The sequence below is a fragment of the Fluviispira vulneris genome, from assembly GCF_014281055.1.
GTDB classification, from domain to species: Bacteria; Bdellovibrionota_B; Oligoflexia; order Silvanigrellales; family Silvanigrellaceae; genus Silvanigrella; species Silvanigrella vulneris.
Map to the genome: position 1 here is coordinate 96,754 of NZ_JACRSE010000003.1, position 22,877 is coordinate 119,630.

General features: G+C 33.4%; 20 protein-coding genes. 1 reads left to right on the forward strand and 19 read right to left on the reverse strand.

From position 1 onward, the window contains the following. Positions 1-108: 108 nt before the first annotated feature. The gene (locus H7355_RS07235; protein WP_186646142.1) at positions 109-846 is read left to right on the forward strand and encodes a hypothetical protein; all 738 of its coding nucleotides are present in this window, start codon (positions 109-111) and stop codon (positions 844-846) included. A gap of 15 nt (positions 847-861) precedes the next feature. On the opposite strand, the gene H7355_RS07240 is transcribed toward H7355_RS07235, so the two are convergent. The 19 genes from H7355_RS07240 to ndk form a co-directional block, all read right to left on the reverse strand. Then, positions 862-1,326 (reverse strand): hypothetical protein, encoded by a 465-nt coding sequence (locus H7355_RS07240; RefSeq protein WP_186646143.1) that lies wholly within the window; start codon positions 1,324-1,326, stop codon positions 862-864. Positions 1,327-1,346: 20 nt separating this feature from the next. After that, on the reverse strand, positions 1,347-2,012 hold the full coding sequence (locus H7355_RS07245; RefSeq protein WP_186646145.1) for a cytochrome c oxidase subunit 3 family protein: 666 nt from the start codon (positions 2,010-2,012) through the stop codon (positions 1,347-1,349). A 3-nt stretch (positions 2,013-2,015) separates the two neighbouring features. Further along, on the reverse strand, positions 2,016-3,698 hold the full coding sequence (locus H7355_RS07250) for a cytochrome c oxidase subunit I (protein ID WP_186646791.1): 1,683 nt from the start codon (positions 3,696-3,698) through the stop codon (positions 2,016-2,018). A 51-nt stretch (positions 3,699-3,749) separates the two neighbouring features. Beyond that, positions 3,750-4,736, reverse strand: coding sequence for a cytochrome c oxidase subunit II (gene coxB / locus H7355_RS07255; RefSeq protein ID WP_186646147.1), 987 nt, complete (start codon positions 4,734-4,736; stop codon positions 3,750-3,752). 12 nt (positions 4,737-4,748) lie between these two features. After that, a complete protein-coding gene (locus H7355_RS07260; RefSeq protein ID WP_186646149.1) occupies positions 4,749-5,615 on the reverse strand; it encodes an SCO family protein in 867 nt (288 codons plus the stop codon). A 15-nt stretch (positions 5,616-5,630) separates the two neighbouring features. Continuing rightward, positions 5,631-5,984, reverse strand: a complete 354-nt coding sequence (locus tag H7355_RS07265; protein WP_186646151.1) for a hypothetical protein — start codon at positions 5,982-5,984, stop codon at positions 5,631-5,633. An 11-nt stretch (positions 5,985-5,995) separates the two neighbouring features. Next, positions 5,996-7,210, reverse strand: coding sequence for a quinol:cytochrome C oxidoreductase (locus tag H7355_RS07270; RefSeq protein ID WP_186646153.1), 1,215 nt, complete (start codon positions 7,208-7,210; stop codon positions 5,996-5,998). After that, positions 7,207-7,875: a c-type cytochrome gene (locus H7355_RS07275; RefSeq protein ID WP_186646155.1), complete on the reverse strand. Its 669-nt coding sequence runs from the start codon at positions 7,873-7,875 to the stop codon at positions 7,207-7,209. The genes H7355_RS07270 and H7355_RS07275 overlap by 4 nt, the downstream gene beginning before the upstream one ends. A gap of 4 nt (positions 7,876-7,879) precedes the next feature. Next, positions 7,880-8,419, reverse strand: a complete 540-nt coding sequence (locus H7355_RS07280; protein WP_186646157.1) for a DUF3341 domain-containing protein — start codon at positions 8,417-8,419, stop codon at positions 7,880-7,882. Positions 8,420-8,450: 31 nt separating this feature from the next. Next, positions 8,451-11,567, reverse strand: a complete 3,117-nt coding sequence (locus tag H7355_RS07285; protein ID WP_186646166.1) for a TAT-variant-translocated molybdopterin oxidoreductase — start codon at positions 11,565-11,567, stop codon at positions 8,451-8,453. Between the two features lie 64 nt (positions 11,568-11,631). Next, positions 11,632-12,282, reverse strand: coding sequence for a cytochrome c3 family protein (locus tag H7355_RS16130; protein WP_222435682.1), 651 nt, complete (start codon positions 12,280-12,282; stop codon positions 11,632-11,634). A 337-nt stretch (positions 12,283-12,619) separates the two neighbouring features. Beyond that, positions 12,620-13,504 (reverse strand): heme o synthase, encoded by an 885-nt coding sequence (gene cyoE / locus H7355_RS07295; RefSeq protein WP_186646169.1) that lies wholly within the window; start codon positions 13,502-13,504, stop codon positions 12,620-12,622. 26 nt (positions 13,505-13,530) lie between these two features. Continuing rightward, entirely contained in the window at positions 13,531-14,007 is a 477-nt protein-coding gene (locus tag H7355_RS07300) for a hypothetical protein (RefSeq protein ID WP_186646171.1), read from the reverse strand. Positions 14,008-14,090: 83 nt separating this feature from the next. Then, positions 14,091-17,807: an ABC transporter transmembrane domain-containing protein gene (locus H7355_RS07305; RefSeq protein ID WP_186646180.1), complete on the reverse strand. Its 3,717-nt coding sequence runs from the start codon at positions 17,805-17,807 to the stop codon at positions 14,091-14,093. Positions 17,808-17,880: 73 nt separating this feature from the next. Next, positions 17,881-18,540, reverse strand: a complete 660-nt coding sequence (locus H7355_RS07310) for an HAD family hydrolase (RefSeq protein ID WP_186646182.1) — start codon at positions 18,538-18,540, stop codon at positions 17,881-17,883. 4 nt (positions 18,541-18,544) lie between these two features. Further along, complete coding sequence (locus H7355_RS07315) at positions 18,545-18,955, reverse strand: cupin domain-containing protein (protein WP_186646184.1); 411 nt, start codon at positions 18,953-18,955, stop codon at positions 18,545-18,547. 57 nt (positions 18,956-19,012) lie between these two features. After that, positions 19,013-19,804, reverse strand: a complete 792-nt coding sequence (gene gloB, locus H7355_RS07320; protein ID WP_186646186.1) for a hydroxyacylglutathione hydrolase — start codon at positions 19,802-19,804, stop codon at positions 19,013-19,015. Positions 19,805-19,806: 2 nt separating this feature from the next. Then, positions 19,807-22,242 (reverse strand): Tex family protein, encoded by a 2,436-nt coding sequence (locus tag H7355_RS07325; RefSeq protein WP_186646188.1) that lies wholly within the window; start codon positions 22,240-22,242, stop codon positions 19,807-19,809. A 144-nt stretch (positions 22,243-22,386) separates the two neighbouring features. Then, the gene (gene ndk, locus H7355_RS07330; RefSeq protein WP_186646795.1) at positions 22,387-22,818 is read right to left on the reverse strand and encodes a nucleoside-diphosphate kinase; all 432 of its coding nucleotides are present in this window, start codon (positions 22,816-22,818) and stop codon (positions 22,387-22,389) included. Between the last annotated feature and the right edge of the window lie 59 nt (positions 22,819-22,877).

A 22,877-nucleotide genomic window follows, 5' to 3' on the forward strand; every position in this document is an offset into this window, starting at 1 on the left:
AATAAAATCATCTAATATTTTATTTCAGATTGCAAATATAAATTTTATTTTATAGCCTCGCGCTGCTGCCATTTCGGTGGAATTATAACCAACAAATACAGGATTTATATGAATAATTTCAATATTTTAATTAAAATATCCCTCGCTTTTTCTTTATTACAAAATATACCTGCATTGAGTTATCCCTCAATAAAAAGTATAGCCACCCTCTGTTTTGGGATCAGCTGCATTGAGAGCGATTCGTTTGAAAACTACGTGGTATTGGCTAAATCTATGTCACAGCCGAACGAAGATGCTTCTCTATTTGTTTATGATCTTTCAAGCAATAATCCTATTCAATTTAGTCATGAAGTTTTATATCGACTACTCTATGAACGTTTGCAGGAAAATAAAAGCATTATAATTCATAATTCTGAGCTAACTGAGCTCATTGAAAATAGATTAAAAATAATAAATTCTTACGATCTTAACATGGATGAACTCTTTATGAATCTTGTAAAGGTGTCGGAAAGTACAAATTCAGTAACTCCGCTAACACAACTCAATATTCAGTTTGCTTCTGAGTCTGAAGAACATCAATTTAAATTAAGTGAATTAAATAATATTAATAGAATCCTCGCAAATCTTAAGACTTATTTAACTATAACAATTATTTATGATATATTTGGTATAGATAATACTTCTTACGAGAGCTTATCTAGTGATAATCAATCTGAAGTTTTAGAGAGTTATAATAAATTAAATAATTTATTCACTGCATTTATTCATGAAAGAAGCGAAGAAAATAAAATAAAAATTTATAAATTTTTAAGAAAAATTAGAAAAAAGCAAGCTGAAAAAAACTAAAATAAGTCGCATTTATCAATGCGACCCTTCACTTTTCTTCTCTATTTTTGGTCCACCTGGCGCATAGTTTCCATTTTGATCAACGCCTCTCATCATCTTAACACCCTCAGTTGCTGTAAAGAAATCTCTTCCTCTGATCTCACCAAGCGTAATGCCAAAAAAGAGAAGCATAAACAAAACAGCTGAACCAAAAATAAAAGAATAAAATTTATCTTCATGGATAAGTTCCATATAAAAGACAGACACTAATATTGTTTGAATTACGGCAACAAATATTAACAGCGAAATTATCCAAATAGATGGTATTGGCAGCATTGAAATTCCAATATTCATAAATATCATCATTAATAATACTATGAATATTCCAATATATAGACGCACAGGCAAAAGGCCATGCTCGCTTTCCTTCGAGTGTTCTTGTTTACTTGAAGAATTGTCTGCATTTAACTGATTATTATTATTTTTTGCTGTCTTAAACATAATTTTGCGCTCCTAAACTGTTACTTTGCGAGATAAAGGAGTGGATATAAGAATATCCAAACAATATCGACAAGGTGCCAGAATAAACTTGTATTTTCTAACGAAACATAATTTTCGGAGCTAAACTCTCCGCGATTCGCGCGTACAAGCATCCAAGTCATAAGTCCAAGTCCGACGACAATATGTAAACCATGCATACCCGTCATTACGTAATAAAGACCAAAAAATATGTGTGCCAATGGATTTTGAATTTCTGCGTGCGCTACAGGGCTGAAGAATTTTCCTGGGAAATAACCTTCATGAAAGTGCATTCCCCATTCAGACATTTTAATGACTAAAAACAAAAATCCACAGATCATAGTCGCTATAAGGAATTTCACTGTGCCTGCTTTGTTGTTTGAACGAGCTGAACGCACACACAAACTCATCGTTAAAGAACTGATAAGAAGAATAACACTGTTGATACCGCCAAGACGCCAATCCATTGAAGACTGACCTTGGGCAACCATATCTGGATACATAAAGCGCATAAAACCATATGCACAAAACAGACCTGAGAAAAATAACAATTCCTGCGCCATAAAAATCCACATACCAAGCTTGCCAGCAGCTGTTTGCTGGCTCATGGATTTAAAATGATGCGCTAAATATTTAGGGTGTTCACCTTCGTGGCTATGTATAGACATAGATCAATGACCTCCCGACGAATGAGCAGGTTTGACTATTTCATCAAAATCATATGGCCCATGCGTTGATATCGGTTGCTTTTCAAAATTATGTTCAATAGGAACGACAGCTGTATCAGTCCAATCAATTGACTTTGCTTTCCAAGGATTTGCGCTCGTTTCATTTTTCCCAAAGAAAATAGAATGAAGCCAAATGAAAAGTACCATGAATAAACCAACAGAAAGAACAAAGGAACCAATGGTAGAAAGCACATGGAAATTATAATATTCAGGCAAATAATCATAATATCTACGTGGCATACCGCGTGTTCCCATCACAAATTGAGGGAAAAATGTTAGATTGAATCCTAAAAATACAACGACTGAACTGATTCTTCCCCACATTTCACTGTATTTTTTACCCGTAATTTTGGGCCACCAGTGAAAAATTGCACCTATCCAAGCAATTAAAGTACCACCCATCATCACATAATGAAAATGTGCAACCACAAAATAAGTATTATGTAAGTGAACATCTGTTGAAATTGCACCTAAGAATATACCTGTTAACCCACCAATTAAGAATAAGAATAAAAAGACGAGAGCATAACACATTGGAGTTGTAAATGAGATTGATCCCTTATAAAGAGTCGCTACCCAGCTAAAGACTTTAATAGCAGTTGGAACTGCAACAGCATAAGTTAAGAATGAAAAGAATACGGTTGCAAGCGCAGATTGACCACTTGTGAACATATGATGTCCCCAAACAAAAAAGCCAATCACCGCTATACCTATACTAGAAATTGCTACTGCTTTATAACCAAAAATACTTTTACGAGAGTGTGTCGTAATAAGTTCACTGATTACACCAAAGCCAGGAAGAATCATAATATAAACTGCAGGGTGTGAATAAAACCAAAAGAAATTTTGGAATAAAATAGGATCTCCACCTAAATTCGAATCAAAAATTCCGATTCCAAGCAAGCGTTCCATTGCCACCAAGACTAAAGTAACAGCAAGCACTGGAGTTGCTAATACCTGAATAACACTTGTTGCGTAAATTGCCCAAACGAAAAGCGGCATTTTAACCCAAGTCATACCTGGTGCACGCATCTTATGAACTGTTACAATAAAGTTAAGACCTGTTAATATTGAAGAGAATCCTAAAATAAATGCACCAAAAACTGCAGCAACAACGGATGTAGAAGTTTCAGTACTGTAAGGTGTATAAAATGTCCAACCTGTATCAAGACCACCAAAAGCAATTGTGTACACAAGAAAAATTGCACCAATAATATAAATATGAAAACTCATTAAATTTAATTTTGGAAAGGCAACATCTTTAGCACCAATCATAAGTGGGAGCAAAAAGTTTCCTAAAGTAGCGGGTATTGAAGGAATAATTACGAGAAACACCATAATTGAGCCATGAAAAGTAAAGGCTTCGTTATAGTGATCGGCACTTATCATATAAGAGTTTGCTGTTGCATTAACTATTCTTTCTTGCATTAACTCAGCACGTAAAAGGATTGCAAAAAATCCTCCTACTAAAAAGAAAACAGAAATTGCGATAAAATACATAACGCCGATACGTTTATGATCTACAGTAAATAACCAGGATAAAAATCCTTTTTTTGCATTCAAATAATTAGAACCAGTATCATGATGCGATGTAAGCATATCCGCAAACAATACGGGTTTTCCCATATTTCGTTTTTCCATAAGCAAAACTCCTAAATATCCAAAAAATCTTATTCGTTATTTTTTCAGTGATTTAATATATTCAACCAGAGCATTCATTTCTTTTTCATTAAATTGCCCTTGATAAGATGGCATCACTGGAGGATAACCAACAACGACCCGAACATTCGGATCAACGATTGATTCACGAATATAATTATCATCAAATTTTAAAGTTTCTTTCTTACCATTTTTGTCGTTTACGGTTTGATTTTCACCATAAGCACCAAAAAGAGGGGGACCAACAAGTCTTGTTTTATCGGGAGTCACACTGTGACACGATGCACAAGCCCCTTTTCCTGCAAAGATTTTTTTACCAAGTTCTACAGGTGTAAGACCAGCTCCTTGCGCTGCAATCATAGCTTTATTGTATTCTTCTTCCGAAACCACTTTTACATAACGAACCATTTGTGAGTGTTTTGTTCCGCAATACTGAGTACATAAAATCGGATATTGTCCTTCTTTTTCAGCTTTAAACCAAACAACTGTGTATTGATTAGGTAACACATCGCGGTTTATGCGAAAATCTGGAATATAAAAACCATGAATAACGTCTGCAGAAGACATAGTTAATCTTACAGGTGTATTAATTGGTACAATTAAATCTGAAGTTTCTGCTCCCGATTTTTGATCAGTAAATAACCAGTCCCATTTTCTACCCGTTACTTTAACTTCCAACGCTCCTTGAGGGACAACATTCAATTTAATCCAATCGAAAAAACCCCAAACAAAAATTGCAACAAAAAGTAAACCTGGAATCACACTCCAAATGATTTCGAGTTTAGTATTTCCATGAATATTTGCTGTGCTTTCACCTTCTTTCCGCTTGCGATATTTCCAAGCGAAAAATATCATAAAACCAACAACAAGTACGAAGAAAAATACAGAAAGACTGTAAATAAAATAGAACAACGCATCTTGTCCACTTGTCATTGGCGAAGCATTTTGTGGCAACCAGAATGATCCTTGCCATGGTGTTGTTTCAGCCTTTACTATTTCTGACACGTTTCACACTCCCTAAATTGCCTTGCGCTTATCACGCCAAAAAAAGAATCCTAAAATAAGAAATAAACAAAACACTGTTATTGAAGCCCCAATGCGAAGCATTCCTACAGCAAATGCATCATATTTCCCAGATGTTGGGTTATAATGAAAGCATGTCAAGAGCACCTGATCCGTCGGGGAACCAATTTTATTCAAAGAAGCATCCATTAATGAAAACTTAATATCACGCACTTTATAAGTTATACCATAAAGATACCTTGATATTTTTCCTTCTGGACTGATAATAAATATGGCCGCAGCATGGGCAAATTCCTTACTTGCTGTATCATATTTAAAGTAAAAACCAACTTCATCTGTTAATTTTTTTATACTCTCATCTGAGCCAACATAAAACTGCCAATCAGCGTTTTTTTGCTCTGTAAGAGATAAATAATGATTCTGCTGTTCTTTTGCGATTTGTGGAGTATCTGTTGGGTCAAAGCTGACGGTTGCGATTTTAAAATCTTTTCCAATTTTCCAGCCCATTTCTTTCAATGTGTTTGCAAAGTTTACCAATTGCAAAGAACAAAGAGAAGTACAGCGATAATAATTGAGAGTTAAGATAAGAGGTTTGCCGTCTGCAAGCATATCGGAAAGTTTTGTTACTTTACCACTTGAATCTATAAATGTATTACTAAGATCAATCGTACTTCCAAGTTTTTCTGTAATAGTAACACCCTGCATAACAGTTGGTACTTTATTTAGTGGCATACCCGAACCCGTTGAGGGTCCTTTTGCATTTGGGAAAGGATTTCTTTCATCAAATGCAAATATTTCTTTACTCAGAATTGAGCAAAGAAATATTAAAAGGATTTTTATGCAAACAATATAAGACTTCAAAACAATAACTCCTGACTAATTACTATTTTGTTCTTGCACAAATTTCTTCATAGCTTGTGATACAGGAATTTGATAGTAACCATCATCTAATTTTTTATATGTCGATAAAATGGCTTCTTGCTGTTTCATAAATTCAATTCTATGCGGATCTGCCATTCCCGTTTCAACTTCTTTTTCACGAGATTCTGTTGCTTTCCAAAGAATTGTTGATGCAGCAATCGCAACAATTAAAAGAAACAGAAATGATAGAACAACTATAACGGTTGTAACTAACACGGGTGGACGATCGGGTTCATCTTCAGGTTCTGATCCCGCAGAATGATGCTCAGACGATAAGTTTTTTTGAAGACCTTTGATAAATTTTAACATCTCAATCCACCTTACACATTTTCATAAGTCATTGATTCTGAAAGACGAGGATCTTTTATCGGGACAAGAGCCTTTCTTCGAGTCACTGCAGCAAATAATGCGACAAAAAGACCACCAATTCCTAAAAAGCAGAATATATCAATTAAACCGAATTGAGGACCTTCTTCATATCCCGTTGGCACAATCAACCAGTAAAGATCGAGAAAGTGCATAAATAGCATCCACACCGCTACTAACAAAATTAGAGTTCGTGAACGCTTTGCTCTTCTTGCCATCAAAAATAAAAATGGAACTATAAAATGACCAACACAAAGTAACACAAATACATAAAACCAACCATGGTTTTCACGTATTCCATACCAAGCTGTTTCTTCCGGTATGTTACCATACCATATGAGCAGATATTGGCAAAATGCTGCATATGCCCAAAAACATGTGTGTCCAAAAAGAAGTTTGCCCATATCATGGTAATGTTCGACGGTAACAACATCTTTTAAAATTTGCACATTATGCATTATTCTTGTTGCAATTATTAAAGCAGCAAAAAATACCATGTAACAACTTGCAAAGAAATAAAGACCAAAAATTGTTGAATACCAGTGAGGATCTAAGGACATAATCCAATCAAATGCAGCAAATGTTACTGAAAATCCTAGAACAATCAAAAATGGATAGCTTGCATTTTGCAATTTATATGTAATTTCGTGATTACCTGATTCATCTTGTTGTGCGGAATATTTAGAAAAATAAACTGCTGCCCATGTAAATACGATCATATAGAAAATAGAGCGCACATAAAAAAAAGGAATATTTAAATACCATTGCTTTGATTGGATAATTTTATCAGATAGAGCATCATGACCTAACCAATGATGAAATAGAGTATGAGATCCAAACACCATGACAATAAGTAACACAAATAATAAAGGCATTGTCATGCTTATATTTTCAGCCAATCTTCTAACAACAACACTCCATCCGGCCTTGGTCGCAAATTGTATTAAAACAAAAAATACGGCACCAATTGCAATGCTTAAAAAGAAAAGCCACCAAACATGAAAAGAAAAGAAAAAATAGGTTGAATTGGAACGTCCTAGCATAAAAGCAATTAGAAGTGACGTTAATCCAATAGCAGTCCCAGTAAGAGGTAATTTTGAAAAAAAATGTTCTTGGGGTAAACGAGCATTTTCCTTTGTTAATGTAACTTTAGTGTGGCTGCCACTCATTGTTTATTACTCCAACCATTTTTAGCTTTTATATCCGAAGGTATATCTTCTAAACTTGCACGTCTTGTTAATTGCAATGCTCGAACATATGCGACAACAGCCCACTTGTCTTCAACACTCAATTGCGAAGCAAATCCAGGCATATTCCAATTGTTTACACCATTGTGAATGGCATCATAAATTTTACCTACAGGTAACGCGAGACGCTCTTTATCGTGTAAATTGGAAGGACGAATAGAACCTCCCGCTCTTTGAGTTACAAGCCCATTAGAATCGCCTGCATAGTCATGACAAGGTGAGCAAAATATGTTATAAGATATTTGTCCCCGTTGCATAACTTTATCATTAATTTCGATTGGTATTTTTTTAACCCAAACAGGATTTTGCGCAGTTGATTCAGGTTCTTTACCTTGATAAAGACGAGTGTTTGTTTTATCTTTACCAAATTCAACTGTTTCTAAAATTTGTGGACGATATGCACGACCATCTTTAAAATTTTCATTTTGAGATTGGGGCCCATACGAAGTTTGCTCAACCATATTTTGGATTGGTATTATAGGTGGCTCTTTACTTCTTTGCCCACGACATCCAATTAAAACGAGAGACAAAAAAGCCGCTCCTAAAATGGGTGACATTATTTTTATTTTACATTTTATCTGTGCCATATTTTTACTGCTCCACAAGTTCCACTTGAGTTGCGCCTAATTCTTTTAAGAATTCCACTGTTTTTACTGGATGGAATTTTGGATCAGTTGCTTCAATGGAAATAAAAAAACTGTCATCCGTTACTCGTTTAAAAGCTTCTGAGCGAAATAAAGAATGGTACCATTGCGGTAGTTTATTTAATGCAAGCATACCTACTAAACAAGCAATTGCAGCAGATAAAACCGCACATTCAAATCCAGGTAAAAAATAACCTAATAAACCTAAAAAAGGTTTTCCAGCAATAACCATTTTATAATCTACACCATTCATCCACATCCAAAGAAGAAATCCACCAATTCCAAAAATTGCAGATGTCCCACCTACAATCCAAGAAAGTTTACTCTGGGGAAGTCCCATTGCTTTATCTAAACCATGAATAGGAAAAGGAGAATGAGCATCCCATTTTATAAAACCTCTTTCTCGCACTTTTTCACAAGCATGATAAACTTCTGGAACGGTGTTAAACTGAGCAAGTGCTCCATATATCATTTTATTTGTACTCATATATCCTCCACCTTCATAATGCTTTTTATTTTTAACTTAATTCTGGATTAGCATTACGAAGTTTAGCGAGATAAGTCGTTCTTGGTTTTGTATTTAATTCACCAAAAAGTGCATAATTTCGACTTTGTTCTTTTAATTTAGATATTGCTGTTGAAGGATCTGCAACATCACCAAAAACAATTGCATTTGTTGGACATACGTTTTGACACGCAGTTGTTACTTCTCCATCAGGAATAATTCCATCATTGTTCTTTTTGAATTTTGAACGCGCAGTATTTATTTTTTGGACGCAATAAGTACATTTTTCCATAACACCACGGAAGCGGACTGTTACGTTAGGGTTCTTTTGCATCGCATAGAGAGGATTTCGTTCATCATCAATTTTACTGTAATTGAAGAAGTTATAGCGACGCACTTTATAAGGACAGTTGTTAGCGCAATAGCGAGTTCCAACACATCTATTATAAGCCATATCATTCAGACCATCTGGGCTGTGCACTGTCGCTGCAACCGGACACACAGCTTCACATGGTGCATTTTCACATTGTTGACAGTTCATAGGCTGATAGACTGTTCTTACTTCAGGATCATCTACATTGCCTGTGAAATAACGATCTAAACGAATCCATGACATTTCTCTGTTTTTAAATACTTCTTCTTTTCCAACCACAGAAATATTATTTTCAGATTGACACGCAACAGAACATGCATTGCAACCAATACATGTATTTAAATCAATGGTCATTCCCCATTGTTGACGCGCCCATTTTCTCTGCGCTGGGTCTTTTGGAAATTTAAATAAATTATTTTTTTGTTCTTCCAATGGCAATAATTCATAATCAAGAACAAATTCTGGATTAGCTTTAAAATCTTTTAAAGTTGTTTCTCTCACCGCAGGTGGGCGATCTTCTACAAGGCCTGGTGTGCCACTCATTGATCCATGCTCTTGAGTTGAAACAAGTGAATATTTTTTACCTGTTTTTTCAACTTTTGCACCTGATCCGTACCATGAGTCAGAGCTTCGAATTAAATTGGCATTAAATCCACAGTCTTTAGCAACTTTTCCAAACTTTCTACCATATCCTAATTGCAGAATACCTGTAAAATCAGCAACTCCTGGAACTTCCCAAACAGCGACATCGATACTTCTGTTACGATATGTCACTCGCACCAGATCCACTTCAGATTTCCCTGGTTTTGGTTTTGCTTTTAAACCCAAAGCTTTAGCTGTTTTCGGACTGATAAGTAGAGCATTGTCCCAGACTAGTTTGTGCACGGGATCTGGTAATTCTTGCATCCAAGCGTTATTAGAGTAACAGCCATCATAAACTGTTCTGTCTAAATAAAACTCAATATCAATAGATTTATCATTAGGCTCTTCAGTACGAATAGATTTAGAATAATCCGTTGAAAATTGAGAATAAGAATAATTTGTCGATGATATAATTTCTTTTTTGATTTCAGAAATAAAACCACTACTTAACGAATGCCGCCAAATATTTTCAAATCCAATTGGATTGCCTAATTTTCTTTGCCAAAATTGTTTAACATAATTATAACCAGAGATTTTATGATCAAGATGTATTAAATAATTCACAAAAGAATATTCATCACAACAATCATCAAAAAGTGGTAAAATGAGAGGTTGTCTTATACCCACAGTTCCATCAGAAGATCGAGTGTCTCCCCATGACTCAAGGAAATGCGTTTTAGGAATATAATGTGAACAAATACTTGCTGTTTCATCCGGACTAAAACCTAAATAAAAACTATTTTTAATTTTTGAAAGGAGTTCCGGAAATTTTAAATCCGAAGCTAACGAATATGCTGGATTGCCATCAATAATAATTATATTGTGTAAATTATTTCCTTCAATTGCAGCTTTAAGATTAGAAAAAGAAGAATTATTTTTAACCTTAGAGGTATCATTAACTAAATTAACAGTTTTTCCTATTGCATTTAAAGAAACATTTATCGCAAAACCTAACGAATGCATCCATGCAGGTTGTCGATCTCCAACAATTACAAGACTTCCGCCTTTGTTATTGAAAAGATCTTTAGCGCATGCTTTAATCCATTTTTTGAGACCATCAGAGAAATCAAATTTATTTTCAAAATATTTACTAATTTCTGCAGGGAAATGAGCACCTAATACTGAAAGTTCTGAAGCCAATGCAATTAAAAATTCACCAATCTTACCGCTTCTTAACGTATAGCGATGATCCGACGCTGTGCCAGTGATACTAAAATTCGACTCAACGCTATAAAGTCTATTCATCGTTGAATTTGCATTAATTACTTTTCTTTTTTCAGCAAATTCTCTCGCATTTTTTACACTGTCACCTTCGTTCCCCATGAAATCTGAATCAACTGCTAAAATTATATTTGCATTGAGAAAGTCATATGAAACATCTGCGGAAGTATTCGCAACTTGAGACAATCCTAATTTTCTATTTTTTGAATAATTAGTATCTTGTTCAATCACAATTGCTTTGGCATATTTTAATTTGAATTCTTCAATTAACGCAGCAAACGATGGCGAAGAATTTGCAGAATAAATTAAAGCAAGATTTTCACCACTATTTTTATGTGCTTGGTTTAATGTAGAAGAAAGCTCTTTAAAGATATCCTCTTTACTTGCAACTTTTCCTGAAATTAAACACTTTTGACCCCGATCAGGATCATACATATTTAAAATTTCAGCTTGGGCATAGGAATTAGATGAACCGATTTTACTTCCAGTAATTGGATTACTTGTAATATGTTTAGAATTACCATCAATTTTTGTAGGTCTGCCATCTGTACTTGTCACTAATAAACCGAGAACTCCTCCACCAATTTGTGCAGAAGTGGCAAAATTCTTCGGCACGCCAGGAAGTGTGTCTTCTGGTCTATGATTTTCTGGATAAACGTGCTCTTTAGGCCTTCTAATACAGCCCGTAGATGTGACTCCAGCTAATGCAAGTGATGCACCAATAATTCCTAAGAATTTTCGTCTATGAACGCCTGGGCGCATCTCAAGTTCGCTGGCACCGTGAGGAAATTCACGCTGAAGTTTAGAAATAAATTCAGGTGATTGTTCTAAATCCTCAATGCTGCGCCAATGTGTTTGTTTTTTTTGTTCATCATTGGAATTGAACTGTGTCATGTTGCAAACTTTCCAATCAAAATTTGTTACTTTACGAATGCTCAAAAAAGCATTCGTTTAAAAATCAATAGTGACAAGCCCCACAAGCTTGTGGGCCTTGAATTAATTTACCTTTATAATCTGGATCTTTTAAAGGATCATATCCTTCTGCATGTGGATTATAAATCATATTTTTTAGTTCACTCTGCGGTCTGATATTAGGTAATGGATTTCTGTGACAATCAAGACACCACCCCATACTCAACGGAGATGCCATACGCACAGTTTGCATTTTATCCACTCTATCATGGCACGACACACATCCCACACCAGCAGTTAAATGCGCGCTGTGATCAAAATGTGAATAACGCGGCAAAGCATGAACTCTAACCCAAGGAATTGGGGTTTTATTTTCATAACTTTCACGTAATACTTTTAGTCTTGGACTGTCTTTTTTAACTTTATTATGACAACCCATGCATGTGTCTGTTGGAGGAATAGGTGAAAAAGATGTTTTTTCGACCCCAACATGGCAATAGCTGCAATCAATACCCATTTGTCCTGCATGAAGCTGGTGACTAAATGCAATCGGTTGATCAGGCTCATAACCAACTGCCAAAAATTTTGGCGAAAAATAGTACCAAATCCCTGCAACAATCGCTATCAACAGTAACGAAACACCTATACCAGCGTATAGAGGAATTCGGTTTGTCCATTTTGGAAATATCGGTTCCACGGCACCACCCAAATAAAAGCAAAACAAATAATAAATAAAAAAAAATCAAAAAACGGATCGGATACAAACTATAAAATAGTTTACTGCATATTCAAGAAAACTCGAATGTGCTGCAACCTTTAGTTGCGGAAGAGTTCTAACGGATCACGACAAGACGAGCAAGAGCTCTATCCTAGATCATCAAAAAGAATTTTTAAACTCGTATGCAATCAACAAGATAAAATATCCTCTTTCAAAAGATCTCTTGTCAAGTAAACGAACAAAAGAGTGGCGAAAATTAATGAGAATGATTCTCAATTAGAACTCTTGATAAAAAAATAAATCAACTTTTTTTAAATTAATTATTAAGAATGAGAGTGACAAATCTATCAATAACTAAAGCAAAAACCAAAACCGGTAAGTAAACAAGAGACGCCAAAAAGAATTTGCGTGGCCAATTTGGCATTAGGTCTTTTTTTAATCCGATAATACTCAAACGCAAAAACCAAATTCCTAAAGCAATCGCAATTATGAAATAAACCAGACCACCAACTTTTAAAGGAACAAGCAAAAAACTGATGAGAATCAATGCTATAGACCAGAAAAAAGCCTGAGTTTTTGCAACCTGATCTCCACGCACAGCTGGAACAACTTTTATATTTGCTTTTGCATAATCATCTTTATGATAAATAGCTATAGCTATGAAATGGGGCATCTGCCATGCAAATAATACTCCAAATAAAGCCAATCCAGCTAAATCTATTTGATTATTAACAGCAGTCCAACCTAGCAACGGTGGCATTGCACCCGGAAATGCACCTATCACTAATGCCAAAGGAGTTTTAGATTTTAATGGAGTGTAAATTAAACTATAACTTGCTATTGCAGCAAAAGATAATATTGCAGTCAAAGAATTTACAAAAAAAGATAAAATAAAAATACTTAACATTCCAAGAATGGTTGCATAAATAAGTGCGTTTTTGACTTTAACCCGACCCATTGCAATTGGACGCGCTCTTGTTCTTTTCATAAGTTTATCAGAATTACGTTCATAGATCATATTGAACGTATTTGCAGATGCTACAGATAATGCAGTACCAACAAGTGTCATAATAAATGATAATAAACTAATATTACCCGGAGCGAGAACAACACCACCAGCGGTCATTATAATACAAAAAAATGTTATCCGTGGTTTACAAAGTTCAATATAATCTTTAAAAGTAGAATTTTTTTTAGACATTTTATATTTGATTTCCAAAATTCTTTTTAATGATTTTGTGCAGTTTTCTTAGCAACAACTTTGCAATAATCTGCAATTGTTTGCCAAGTATCTGCACAAGCCTTTTTCTGACGCTTAAGTTTTTTGTCATGCATATAAGGAGCACATTGTTTTGCACCAAAATTATAACCGTAAATTTCTTTTCCATATTGGGAACAATCAGCTGATTTATCACTATTTGCAAGACATACTTTAACTAATCTTGGAACAGTATCATCACAAAGTTGAGTCATTGCATCACATTTTTGAAACCAAGATAATGTTTTTTCTGCACAACCATTAAGAGAAAGTTGAGCTGAATCTTCTTGCATTTGAGAGAGTGATTGAGTGATTTCCTTTGAAGAATACTCGTAATTTCTAAAAACAACCCATCCAAGAATAATAGCAAGTACAAATAGACCAATTACTAAGGGAACACCTAAATCTCCCTTACGTCTAAATGCACCGTTATCTTTATTTTGCATTACTCCACTTCCTAATTTAAATTTATAATCTTTAAAAAGAAAAATTGTATTATGCGGCTCAGCCGTTCGAAAGTAGCCTTAGCCTATTCATGACACAATTGCCAGAAATAACCATTCTCTTTTTTCCGTAAAATCTCTGGCGAGTCAAATTCAACGATACAACCTCTATCCATAACTAAGACTCTATCGCAATCAAAAACGGTCGTCACTCGATGAGCTATTGTAATAACTGTACATTTTGAAAAAACCTGTTGAATTATTCTTTGAATAATCCCATCTGTTTCAAAATCGAGGCTCGCAGTTGCTTCATCTAATATAAGAATTTTATTCTCGCGTAAAATTGATCTGGCTAAACAGATCAGCTGCCTTTGACCAATACTAAAATTGCTTCCACATTCTAACACAGGAGTGTCTAAACCTAAATTTAATAACTCAGGCAGAGCTTTCTCGATTTGAGCATAAGCAACAGCTTCCCATATTTTATTATTATCAAATTCATGAAAAGGATCTAAATTCTTACGCAGAGTACCAGTAAATAAAATCGGATCTTGTGGTATTATTGATATACTTTTTCTAAGAGCAGTTAGCGATACATCACTAATATTTTTCCCATCAATTATAATTTTACCTGACAATGGCTCTACACAACGAAACAGCGCATTTATTAAGCTACTTTTTCCTGCTCCTGTTCTTCCAACAATACCTATTTTTTCACCTTCATTAAAATGAAAATTAATGTTTCGCAAAATTGGTTTCATATTATTTTCATATTTTAAAACAATATTTACAAAAGATATTTCTCCTTTAATTGGCCAATCTTTTTCAGGAATATCACCATTATATTTTTCTGGTAAAATCTTTGAATAGTTTGAAACTCTCTCAATTGAATTCATTCCAGATGCAAGCTCAGCATACATTCGAACTGACCAATTCAAAACTGAGTTGATCATCAATGAATAAGTAATAGCCATACCTAGCAAACCTGTATTTATATAAGAATGTATAGCTAATGAGGTAACAACAGTTAAAAATAAAATACCACAACCGATAAATTCGACTCTTAACGCCAACCATCTATTGAGGGAAATAATAGTATAATAAGCTTTTTGATTTTTTTCAATTAAATCTATATTTTCATAGATAAATTTTTTTTGAACTTGATATATTCGAATACTCTGTATTCCTGCAAGAGTCTCTGAAAAGTATGCATAAACTGGACTTCTTGTTACAGAATCAAGCCTTCTTGCTTCTATTGAAGATGAAAAATACATCGATTGAATACTATAGTAGATAAATAAAATTGGAATAATACCAAAAATACAATATGGACTAATAAATATTAGAATAAGAATTGTTGAGAATATTGTAAAAATCGAAGCAAAAAACTCTTGAAAGTTCTGTGGTAAGTAAAGGTCGATATTTTCTAAATCTTTTCCAAATCTATTCAATATTCGCCCAATAGGATTGCTATTAAAAAATTTTAATGGAGCATAGATTACACCGTCGAACAATTTATCATGAAAATTTTTAGCAGCTAAAACCCCATTTTTCAATACAGAATAAGATCTTAAATATGAAAAAATAATTCCCAATATACCCAAAGAAAAATATGTTATCAGAAAATAATTTTCCGTTAAAAATCTATTCGCACTCCAATAACCTAGCCAAGCATCTGCTAAAGCTGAAAAAATTTCTTTGAACAGAAACAAGAAAAACATTACATATATAAATAACCCAGGTACAATTGCTTTAATGTATGTGGTGTAAAAGTTTTTATCGATTTTTCCAAAATTTCTATCTTCATCCATTATAATCTTCTGAAATTGAAGCTTTTCATTATTCTGCTCATCAAATTCATGCATATTCAAATTTATATCAGAAAAGTTATTTCTTGAATTGTTATTGTTTAAATTAGAGTTTATCATCCCTCTCATCAAATATTTATTCTTCTCTTTTGATTTTACGCTATAAAACATGTCTATTTTGTTTTCGTTCTGAGGGTTAGATGCTATTTTTTTTATTAGTCCATTTTCCATATAAATTACTTTATCAGCAAATTTTGTATATTCATGTTTGTGTGTGACTAAGACCCTGGTTTTATGCTTAAGCTCTAACAAAATACTTCTTTCAAAAATGATATCGCTCGTATTAGCATCAATAGAGCTAAAAATATCATCAAATAAGTAAATATCAGAATCATTATAAATTGCTCTTGCAATATTTACTCTTTGTTTTTGTCCGCCAGATAGATTAACCCCATTTTCACCAATTTCTATTGAATCACCCGCTTCAAAATTTAAAATATCATTTTCTAAAGCTGCACAATAAATACTCTTATGATATCTATCAAAATTCTCATCATTCTTAAAAAGAATATTTTCTTTTAATGTCTTATTTATTAACCATGGCACTTGAGGTACATAAGAAATTTTACCATTGTATTTAATCTTACCATTTATTTTTATTGCTTCGCCCAAGATTGCGTTTAAAAGGGTAGTTTTTCCACAACCAACCGAGCCTACAATTATTACAAGTTCGCCAGAAATAATATTTAAATTACAATTTTTCAGACAGAAAATTGAATCATCTGAGTTTTTAAACGAAGCATCTTTAAAAATAATATTACCTTTTGGTATTGAATCAGTTTGAAAGTTTTCTTTCTTTTCTGCTAGAGACATAAAATTCTGAATTCTTTTTAAGGAGACAGATGCATCTATAAGATTTGTTATTACTTGTGGTAGTTGTGTCATAATAGGTTTTAATAAAGAAAATAATGCTATCGATGAAAATATAACAGATAAACTTAAGTTATTATTAAGAAGGATCGAAAAACCAAAGGTCATGATTGCAAAAATAATTGGTGTTGCAATAAATATCGTATTTAAAACCGCTGAATTTTTTGCTAACAATTTTAAAAAATTGAGCTCCTTTTCTCTCTCTCTTAAAACCTCTTTAGTGAAGAATTTTTCCCAAGTGTAATACTTTATTATTTTTATACTATTTAGAATATCACTCATATATGAAACTCTTAAATCACTTATATTTAAAAGTTCTTTTTTAATATTGAATATTTTTTTTGATAACTTAAAAGACAATAGCAATAATAAAAAAAACATAAGTATGGCAGGCAAAACAGCAAAACCAATTGCGTAAAATAATATGCTGATAATTGCTATAAGCTGAATAGGCAATACCCATAAGTGATGAAACTGTGAAGCAAAATTATAGATTCTAGCATTGTCAATTACCATTAAATTTACGATCTCTCCACTTTTTAAGCGATCGCGAGTGTCTTTAGATAAATTTAATGATTTTTCATAAATAATCCCACAAATAGATGCTTTTAATCGACATCCTAAGCGTAAAACAATATGATATGAATGCTGAACAAGCATATTTGCTAAAAAAACAATTAAACAGATTTTTATTGATAAATATATTCCTCTTACTATATTTATGTCGTTTTCTTGAATATGTAATATAATATCTTTCAAAATAAAAGTAACATATATATTTAAAAATAAGCTTAATAAACATATAAATGATACCAGTATTACTTTTTTTAAATGTAAATCTAAGAGTGATATGAGTAATGCATTTTTCTTTGAAAAATTTTTTTTATAAGCATATTTTAAATTTAAATAACTTGCTTCTATATTGTCAAGCTTAGGAATATCAAGTAAATCATTTTCTTCTAACGGTTTTTTTTTGCCTAGACGAACAATTGGATTCACCCAAAGAAAAAGAATCCGAGAAAAAAATGTAGATGAGTCTTCATAGTTTTTTTTTGATTTTATCATAACAGCTCTTTATCTTCCTATATGATTATTAAAATTTACCAAATAAGAAGAAAAAAGTCAGTCAGACGAACTCTTATTCCATTGCTAAAGTCAAAAGTTCATGAGGCGAGTTGATAGTATAATCGGGAATTATGGAACCGTAGCTTGTATTGTATCCGAACGAACACCATATTGTCTTTGCACCAAAAGCCTTCCCTGCCTGAATGTCACCTGCGCTATCTCCAACCATGTAAGCTTTGTCATTTTCAAAAGAAAAATTGTTGCGCTTAGCTGAAATTTGCAAAGGTAGGGGACTGGGTTTCATTTCGGCGCAACTGTCGCCACCCATAACATCCGTAATATATTGATTTATCCCTAAACTTACCAAAAGTGCTCTAGAATGCTTTTCAGGTTTATTAGTTATCACAATTATTTTTGATTTTTTAGCTAATTCTTCCAAAACAATTTTAATATTCTCATAACAAAAACTCGATATACAAATATTTTCTAGATAATGTTTCTCATATTCTGTTTTAACTTTTTCATAAGCAATTTCATATTGAGAACAGGTTGAAAAATAATCATCAAAGCATGAAAGATATAAATCATGCATCCCCCGATTGACATGCTTTTTTATATCATCAATTTCTCTTAGATTTAATCCTAATATTTCTCTAACAGCATTAACTGAACGAGACATATCTTCGCGAGAATCTTCAAGGGTTCCATCAAGATCAAAAAAATAATAATTCATAGATCTACCCTTTATTTATCTTTTGTCTTTCTAAATCTTCTATACTTCCCCGTCCATCACCAAATTCAGTGACGCTACGTTCGCCGGAACGACTCCCCTTAAAAGCCTTAAATGGTTTCGAATTATGTGAAATAGCCTCATGTGGAATCCCTGGTGGAATAATAACTATATCACCTGCTTCGATTGTGATAGGAAATTCTGCGAAGTGAAATGTGATACACCCCTCAACTGCAGCACGAATCTCTTCATAATTGTGAGCATGGCTACTCCGCTCAAACCAAGGAGGACACGTTTGCAAATCATAAGCTTTAAATCCTAAACTAATTAATTCATTTTTCATCAGTTCTTCTGTAGGATCTACTTTATGAGGCCATTTATATAATACAATTCCATTTGGTAACTTAAATTGATACATAACTTTACTCCAAATAAAATCCCATTACAGGGAAGTGTAAAATAATATCTCAAATTCTTAAAAAGGGTATTTCACTTTTGGCGGACTGTCTCTAAATTTTCGCACTGCAATAAAAGTTTCTAAGCTACTTTTAGTAGATAAAGTCTTTCTCAAATTGGGATCATCCCAACGCAATAAACTATTTAATATTTTTTCTTCTGACATTAAACAAGGTATTGTGGGTAAATTTTTTTCTCTTAACGAAATTATGTTTTGTATTTTAGCTTTGATATTTAAATTCTGTGGTTCAAGGCATTCAAGAATCAAATAATTTTCCAATGTATATTCATGAGAACACCAAACAAATGTATTATCAGGCACGGAGTCACGAATAAAAGAAAGTGAGGAAAACATTTGTTCAAAAGTGCCTTCAAATATTTTCCCACAACCTCCAGAAAATATAGTGTCACCTATAAATAAATGACTCTCACCATTTTTCAAAAGAAAATGATAGCAAATGTGACCCAATGTATGTCCAGGAACATAATAAATATTTGCAATTTCATCCGCAAAATTAATTTTATCACCATGTTTTAAGAAAAAATCTTGCTTACCAATTCTTCCAGAATCCTTTTCTCCTGCATATACTTTAACATTTTTATAAAATTCACAAAGTTTTTTATTCCCACCAATATGATCAGCATGATGGTGGGTGTTAAAAATATGAGTTAATTTTAGATTATTTGTTTCTAAGAATTGGATTACTGGTTTTGCTTCTGCTGGATCTATAACGGCTGCTTCTGATTTTAATTCATCAATTAATATAAAAATATAATTGTCATTTAAAACAGGAAGCAGTTCGATTTTCATAGTTAAACTCTATTTGAATTAAACTTACTTAATAGATCAGTTAGACTTGCAGGTTTTTCAGGCTCTTTATTCATAGAGCGATTGCTATTCTCTTGTGAATTATTTTTTCTTGGAGAAAAGCTTGTTGCCTGATTTCTTCTGTTATCATCCCTTCCTTTATTATTAAAATTAGATCGGGAATTCTGTTCAGTTGAAGCACCTGAGCGATTAGACTGATTCTGAGTATTGTTTGTTACATTATGTGTATTTTCTTCACAAGCGCGCTTAGAAAGAGATATTCTTTTTCTTTCTTTATCAATACCGATAACCTTAACTTTCACTTGTTGTCCAACAGTTATCGCCTGTGATAAATCTTTAATAAATTGATTTGAGAGTTCAGATATATGAATTAAACCATCTTGATGAACCCCAATGTCAACAAAAGCTCCAAAATTTGTTACATTAGTTACAGTCCCCGTTAAGACTTGGCCTTCTTTCAAATGATTAAAGTCGCGCACTTCACGGTTGTAAGATTGTTTAGCTCCTTCTTCACGAGGATCTCGGCCTGGCTTTAACAGCTCTTTGACAATATCTTGTAAAGTTGGCAATCCAACTTCTTCTGTTACATAATTATCAAGTTTAATTTTAGAAATTATCTCTCTTTTACCCAATAGTTCATTAACTGAAATAGATAAATCAGATGAAATTTTTTCAATAATAGAATAAGTTTCTGGGTGAACACCTGTGTTATCAAGTTTATTTTCACTTTCCGGAATTCTTAAAAATCCTGCAGACTGCTCAAATGTTTTGGAACCAAATCCCATGACTTCAAATAATTTTTTTCTATCTTTGAACTCTCCATTTGCATCTCTATGTCTAACAATGCTTTTTGCTAAACTTGGCCCAATACCTGCAACATAAGAAAGAAGACTTGGACTAGCAGTATTTAAGTTAACACCAACATAGTTCACACAACTCTCAACAACTTCGCTCAATTGTTTCTTTAAACGACTTTGATTTACATCGTGTTGATATTGGCCAACCCCAATGCTTTTGGGATCGATTTTTACAAGTTCAGCAAGCGGATCTTGAAGTCTACGCGCAATACTTACGGCTCCGCGATAAGTGATATCGAGATCTGGAAATTCTTCACGTGCAATGTCACTCGCTGAATAAACACTTGCTCCGGCTTCGTTTACAATTACAATTCGCGGATTTAATGCTTTATCAGTTGCCAATGCTTTTTCAACAAAAGCTTCCATTTCGCGACCAGCTGTTCCATTTCCAATTGAAATCAATTCAACTGAATGTTTTTTTATTAAATTTAATAAAATATCAACTGAATTTTTGTTTTTTGGTTTATCAAGATCTTCATCATGGATTGGATAAATAGTTGAGTAATCAAGAAGTTTCCCTGTCCCATCAACAACAACTATTTTACTTCCTGTTCTTAAACCTGGATCTATTCCTAAAACAATACGTTTTGGAATTGGCGGGAGTAATAACAAATTCCGTAAATTCTTTCCAAAAACAAAAATAGCTTCTTCTTCAGCAAATGTTTTTGTTTCTAAACGCAATTCAGTCTCAAGACTTGGAGAAATAATTCTTGTGTAACTTTCTGATATACACTCTGTTAAAAAGTTTTTCACAACATCTGAAGCTGTGCTTTTTATAACGTGGCTTGCAATCATTGATTTTGGTATTTCAATATCAAAATCAAAAGTAACTTTTAAAATTTCTTCTTTTTCACCACGGCGAAGAGCCATGAGTCTATGGGCTGCAATTGACTTAGCAGGTTCAGTAAAAGAATAATAATTGTTATATTTTGTTTTCTTATCTTTATGTTCTTCTCTAACTTCAGATTTAAAAATTGCATTCTCATACATCCAATGACGCAATTCTTTTCTCATCTCTGCAATTTCAGATACATTTTCTGCAATATAGTCTTTTGTACCTTGTATAACTATTTCTAAATTTGTAAGATCATCATGTTTACCAATATATGCAGAAAATAAGGGTGCTAAATCGATAAGTGAAGATTCTTGCTTTAGTATTTCTTCTGCAAGTGGTGCTAAACCTCTTTCAGAAGCAATTTGACCTCTAGTACGCTTTTTAGGTTTAAATGGTAAATAAAGATCTTCAAGATCAGATTTTACTTTGCAAGAAAGAATTTTTGCTTGTAGCTCAGGATTTAATTTACCTTGTTCTGTAATCGATCTGAGTATTGCATCTTTTCTTTCGTTCAAAGCAAAGATATATTCGAATTTATCGCGAATATCTCGAATTTGAACTTCATCAAGGCCGTTTGTTACTTCTTTCCTATATCGAGCAATAAATGGTATTGTGCAGTCATCAAGGATAAGATTAAGAGTATTTTCAACCTGATTTTTAGGTAATTTTAAATCATTTGAAATATCTGATAATATTTCTTGAGTGAGAAGAATTTCTTTTATAGCCATAATAGTTACTCGCAATTTATGGTAGCTGGACAATGCTTTCCGCTCTAAGGGAAAGCAAAACACACGACAGACACTACACTTTTTTTTTACAAAAAAAAACCGCTTAAGCGGTTTTTTAAAATTATTATCCGTTTTTATCAGATATTATTTTGCAGAATTTACAAGTTCTGTTCCAGAAAAGAAATACGCAACTTCAATTGCAGCATTTTCGAGAGAGTCTGAACCATGTACAGTGTTTTCACCAATACTGAGGCCAAAATCCGCACGAATTGTTCCCTTATTTGCCTTTGAAGGATCTGTTGCCCCCATGAGTTCACGGTAAGCTGAGACAGCGTTTGCTCCTTCAAGAACGGATACAACCACAGGGCCAGAAGTCATATATTCACAAAGTTCGCCAAAGAAAGGACGGGCTGAGTGAACTGCGTAGAATTGCTCAGCTTCGCGACGAGACATGTGCATTGTCTTCGTAGCAACAATGCGAAGCCCACTTTCTTCTATCTTAGTGAGAATTTTGCCTATAATATTTCTTTTTACACCATCTGGCTTGATGATTGAAAAGGTTCTTTCCATAATTATATACCTCTTAAATTGATAAAGAAAGCAAAGTTTAATAAACCCGTTCGGAGGCTATTTTT